The sequence below is a fragment of the Polaromonas sp. genome (assembly GCF_018780625.1).
Lineage (GTDB): Bacteria > Pseudomonadota > Gammaproteobacteria > Burkholderiales > Burkholderiaceae_C > Polaromonas.
Map to the genome: position 1 here is coordinate 1 of NZ_JADMJK010000183.1, position 3,762 is coordinate 3,762.

At 63.7% G+C, this 3,762-nt stretch carries 4 protein-coding genes; 2 read left to right on the top strand and 2 right to left on the bottom strand.

The annotated features are described in order from the left end of the window. A partial coding sequence (locus IV091_RS14310; RefSeq protein ID WP_293469879.1) for a pirin-like C-terminal cupin domain-containing protein occupies positions 1 to 537 on the top strand: 537 nt, incomplete at its 5' end. 1 nt (position 538) lies between these two features. Here IV091_RS14310 and egtB read toward each other — a convergent pair. Together egtB and IV091_RS14320 are read right to left on the bottom strand one after the other, a co-directional pair. Then, positions 539 to 1,840, bottom strand: coding sequence for an ergothioneine biosynthesis protein EgtB (egtB, locus tag IV091_RS14315; protein WP_293469881.1), 1,302 nt, complete (start codon positions 1,838 to 1,840; stop codon positions 539 to 541). Beyond that, positions 1,840 to 2,607 carry a sulfurtransferase gene (locus tag IV091_RS14320; protein WP_293469885.1) on the bottom strand — a complete coding sequence of 256 codons (768 nt, stop codon included), beginning with the start codon at positions 2,605 to 2,607 and terminating at the stop codon, positions 1,840 to 1,842. Before IV091_RS14320 ends, egtB begins: the two co-directional genes overlap by 1 nt. Positions 2,608 to 2,696: 89 nt before the next feature. Here IV091_RS14320 and IV091_RS14325 point away from each other — a divergent pair. Continuing rightward, positions 2,697 to 3,762: PHP domain-containing protein (locus tag IV091_RS14325; RefSeq protein WP_293469883.1), on the top strand; the 1,066-nt coding region annotated here is incomplete at its 3' end.

Consider the following 3,762-nt stretch of genomic DNA (forward strand, 5'->3'; position numbering starts at 1 on the left):
AAGGCCCATGAAGAAACGGCGCCTGACTTTGTGCACACACCCGCCAGCGACATTCCTGTCGTTTCGCTGGGCGCGTCCGAAGTTCGGGTGCTGATCGGCGAGGCTTTCGGGCACACCTCGCCCGTCAAGACCTTCTCGAAAACCGTTTACCTGGACATCCGCCTGGCCGCCGGCGAGCACCTTGATTTGCCGCCGCTGGCCGACGAGTTGGCGCTTTACGGGGTGGAAGGCGACCTGGCGGTCGATGGCGAAGCCGTCGCTGCGCGCACCCTGGCTGTTTTGGCGCCTGGCATGGTGGCCAGGATCAGCGCCAGCGAAGCTGCACGTTTTGTGGTGATTGGCGGCGACCCGCTTGATGGGCACCGCTTTATCTGGTGGAACTTCGTTTCCAGCCGCAAGGAGCGCATTGTTCAGGCCGGTGGTGACTGGGCGGCGCAAAGGATGGGGCAGGTTACTGGAGAGACCGAATTCATCCCGCTGCCGCAGCGCAAGCCCGCCAGGGCAGAAGCCGCGACCGACCGCACGCCCTACCTCTGACTTAGCCTTGACTATTGCGCGCCAGCCGCACGCCGCTGAACTGCCACTGCGCATCCGGCGGGAAAAAGTTGCGGTAGCTCGCGCGGATGTGGCTTTGCGGCGTGGCGCATGAGCCGCCGCGCAGCACAAACTGGTTGCACATGAACTTGCCGTTGTATTCGCCCACCACGCCCTCCCAGGCCTTGTAGCCAGGGTAGGGGTTGTAGTTGGACTGCGTCCACTCCCAGACATCGCCATAGAGCTGAGCAGGTGCGTCGTCGCCTTGCGGCTGTGGCATAGGCTGGTAGGCCGCGTTCTCGGCAAGGTTGGCGGGCTGCAGCGCGGGGGCGGGCAGGGCCCGGGCGGCCAGCTCCCATTCAAATTCAGTGGGCAGACGCGCACCGGCCCAGCGTGCAAACGCATCGGCCTCAAAGTAACTGAGGTGGCAGACTGGCGCGTCGGGGTCCACCGTCAGCAGCCCCTGCAGCGTGAAATGGTGGAAGTTGCCTGCGCTGCCCTGCCAGTAAAGCGGTAATTGGTGCGCGCCAGCGGTAACCCAGTCCCAGCCCATAGACAGCCAGAGTTCGGGCCGCCGGTAACCGCCGTCGGCCATGAACGCCATCATCTCGCCGTTGGACACGGGCCGGCTGGCCAGCTCAAACGGCGCGATGAAAACGCGGTGGCGCGGCGTCTCGTTGTCAAAGGCAAACGCGCCGTCCAATGGCGCGTCAAACCCATGGCTGACCAAGCCGCCGCTGTAAGCGTGCCAGCGCACCGGCTGTGGATTGACCTTCACCTGTGGCTGGGGCGCCATGTAGGCGGGCTGCTGCGGATTGAAGGACAGCGCATGCTGGATGTCGGTCAGCAGCAACTCCTGGTGCTGCTGCTCGTGGTGCAGCCCCAGCGTGATGAGCGGCGCCAGGTCGTTTTGGATGCCCTGGTCTGCCGTCGTCAGCAGCTTGAGCACCCGCGCATCGACCTGCGCGCGGTAGGCCCGCACGTCTTGCAGCGTGGGGCGGCTGATCAGCCCGCGCTGGGCGCGCGGGTGCTTGTCGCCAATGCCGTTGTAGTAGCTGTTGAACAGCACGCGAAAACCTGCGTCAAACGGCGTGAAGTCCGCTTCAAACCGCTCCAGCACAAAGGTTTCAAAAAACCAGGTGACATGCGCCAGATGCCATTTGGCCGGGCTGGCGTCCGGCATGGACTGGAGTTGGCAGTCCTCGGCGCTCAGCGGCCGCGCCAGCAGCTCGGTTTGCTGGCGCACCTGCTGAAAACGCAGGGCCAAGGCGGCGGCTACGTCGGCAGAAACCAATGGTGAATGCATCACTGTCGATTCGCTGGAGCGGTGGGCTGGGCGTCCACCCTCGGCTGCAGGGCCGGGTCCAGCCCCCGGCGCTGGTCAAAGACGAAGCATTCGCCGTCAAAATGTGCCCGGCCACAGTCTTCAAAGTATTTCAAAATACCGCCGTCGAGCTGGTACACATGGCTTAAGCCGGCTTCTTGCATGTAGATGGCGGCTTTTTCACAGCGAATCCCCCCGGTGCAAAAGCTGACCACGGTCTTGCCCTGTAACTGCGCGCGGTGGTCCAGCAGCGCCTGCGGGAACTCGGTGAATTTCTCCAGGCGCCAGTCGATGGCCTGACGGAAGGTGCCTGCATCGACTTCATAGGTGTTGCGCGTGTCCAGCGTGACCACCGGGCGGCCATCGTCGTCCTGGCCGCTGTCGAGCCAGCGTTTGAGCGTTCTTGCATCCACCGCCGGCGCGCGGCCCGCCGAAGGCCGGATGGCCGGGTGGTTCATGCGGATGATCTCGGGCTTGATCTTGACCAGCAATTTACGAAAAGGCTGGGCGCTGGACCAGCTTTCCTTGACTTCAAGGTCCGTAAAACGGGCATCGGCCCGCAGCCCGCCCAAAAAGTCATGAAGATTGTCGCTCGCGCCGGCCAGAAACAGGTTGATGCCCTCTTCGGCCAGCAGCACCGTGCCCTTGATGGCGCGCGCCTGCAGCGTGTCTGCAAGACTGGCCTGCAACTCGGGCAGGCCGTCGAGCGCGACAAATTTGTAGGCGGCAATGTTCAGAATTTGCATGATGCTGCCAATTGTAGGCAAGGCCCGCGCCAGGACGGGTGCTTACAGCCGCTCACAAAGTACGCCGGGGGCCGCGTCCTAAAATGAAGCGCATGTTTGCCCATTTAAGAATTCACACCGAGTTTTCAGTCGTTGACGGTACCAACCGCATCGACGAAATTGTCGAAGCCGCCGCCGCCGACCGCCAGCCCGCACTGGCCATCACCGATTTAAGCAACCTGTTCGGCACCATCAAGTTTTACAAGGAATGCCGCAAGACCGGCGTTAAACCCCTGATCGGCGCCGATGTCTGGGTGCAGGTACCCGGTAAAGAGGCCAGCGCCCCGGCCGCCCGGCTGTTGCTGCTGGTGCAAAACCATTGCGGCTACCTGAACCTGTCGGAGCTGATCACCCGCGCCTGGACCCAGAACGTGGTGCGCGACCAGGCCATCATCAAGCTGGAATGGCTGCAGGAACTCCATGAAGGCCTGATCGCGCTGTCAGGCGCCCAGGCTGGCGCCGTGGGCCAGGCCCTGGTGCAGGGCGACAGCGCGCGCGCGCAGGAATGCGCGCTGACCCTGGCCGCCATCTTTCCCCAGCGCTTCTACCTTGAGCTGCAGCGCGCCCAGCGCCCCGACGACGAGCGCCATGTGGCGGCCGCCGTGCAGCTGGCGGCCCGGCTTGGGCTGCCGGTGGTGGCCACGCATCCGGTGCAGTTCCTGACCTACGACGACTACGAGGCCCACGAGGCGCGCGTGTGCATTTCGGAAGGCGAAATCCTGGGCAATGCGCGCCGCGTGCGCAAGTTCACGCGCGAGCAGTATTTCAAGTCAGCCGCCCAGATGGCCGAGCTGTTTGCCGATGTGCCGACGGCGCTGGCCAACACGCTGGAGATTGCCAAGCGCTGCAACCTCACGCTGGAGCTGGGCAAGCCCATGTTGCCCGACTACCCCACGCCCGAAGTCGATGGCGTGCGCATGCCGGCCGAGGACTACTTCCGGCAAACCTCGTTTGAGGGGCTGGAAGAACGCCTGGTGCATCTCTACCCGAAAGCGGATGTGCGCGACGCCAAGCGGCCCGAGTACGTGGCGCGGCTGGAGTTCGAGATCAATACCATCCTGAAGATGGGCTTTCCGGGCTATTTCCTGATTGTGGGCGACTTCATCCAGTGGGCCAAAA